Source organism: Mesorhizobium sp. WSM4850 (assembly GCF_055811735.1).
The window spans coordinates 1-1,041 of record NZ_JBVVPV010000143.1; the positions used below are offsets into that span (position 1 = coordinate 1).

Annotated in this window: 1 protein-coding gene; it reads left to right on the forward strand. The window is 63.1% G+C overall.

Annotated elements, in window-relative coordinates; translation table 11 throughout:
* A partial coding sequence (locus AC0L2Z_RS35290; protein ID WP_473630628.1) for a M16 family metallopeptidase occupies positions 1 to 1,041 on the forward strand: 1,041 nt, incomplete at both ends.

Genomic DNA, 1,041 nt, shown 5'->3' on the forward strand with positions numbered 1-1,041 from the left:
ACCTTTCAGGTGCGGCTCGATGATGCCGGCGCTGAGATGAGCTTCCACGCGCGGCCTGACGGCATCTATGGCTCGGTGCGCATGCTTTCCCAGCGCCAGGACGCCGCTTTCGATCTCATCAGGCTCGCGTTGAACAGGCCCCGCTTCGATCAGGAACCCTTTGACCGAACCCGCGCTCAGCTTCTCTCCGGCATCATCGCCAACGAGCGCGAACCTCACGCGATCGGCAGGGATGCATGGCGGCGCAGGCTCTACGGCGCGCATCCGTATTCGAGGCCGCCCGAGGGCACCAAGGAAAGCCTGGCCCGCATAACGCCCGCCGATCTAAGCGCCTTCCACAAGGCCGCTTTCGCCCGCGAGGGGCTGCACGTGGCGGTTGTCGGCGACATCGATGCCAAAGCCCTGAGTGCAAGGCTCGACCAGTTGTTCGGCGATTTGCCTCAGAAGCAGGCGCTCGCCCAGGTACCTGATGTCACCCCGAAGCTCGGCCAGTGGACGTTGGTCGCATACGCCCTGCCCCAGACTTCGCTCCAGCTGGCTTTTCCCGGCGTCGGACGCAGCGACCCGGAATTCTATGCCGCGCAGCTGATAAACGATATACTCGGAGGCTCGCCATTCACCTCACGTCTGTTCCAGGAAGTGCGGGAAAAGCGTGGCCTGGCCTACGGTGTGTCCTCTAGTTTGGAAGGCCGCCAGCATTCCAACACGCTTGTCGTGACCACGTCGACGCGCGCCGACAGGGCGGCGGAGACACTCGACCTGATTAGACAAGTAATCAAAGAGCTGGTGGACACCGGGCCAACAGCGGCCGAGCTCGAAGCGAGCAAAAAGTATCTGATCGGGGCCTATGCTATCAGCAATCTTGGTTCCTCCAGGGCGATCTCAGCCACGCTTCTCAGGCTGCAGCTCGACAAGCGCGGCATAGACTACATCCAGCACCGCCCGGCCCTCATCGAGCAGGTGACGCTCGACCAGGTCAGGGCGGCGGCGAAGAAACTGCTGTCGGCCGAGCCCGCCATTATGGGCGTTGGCCCGCGGCTA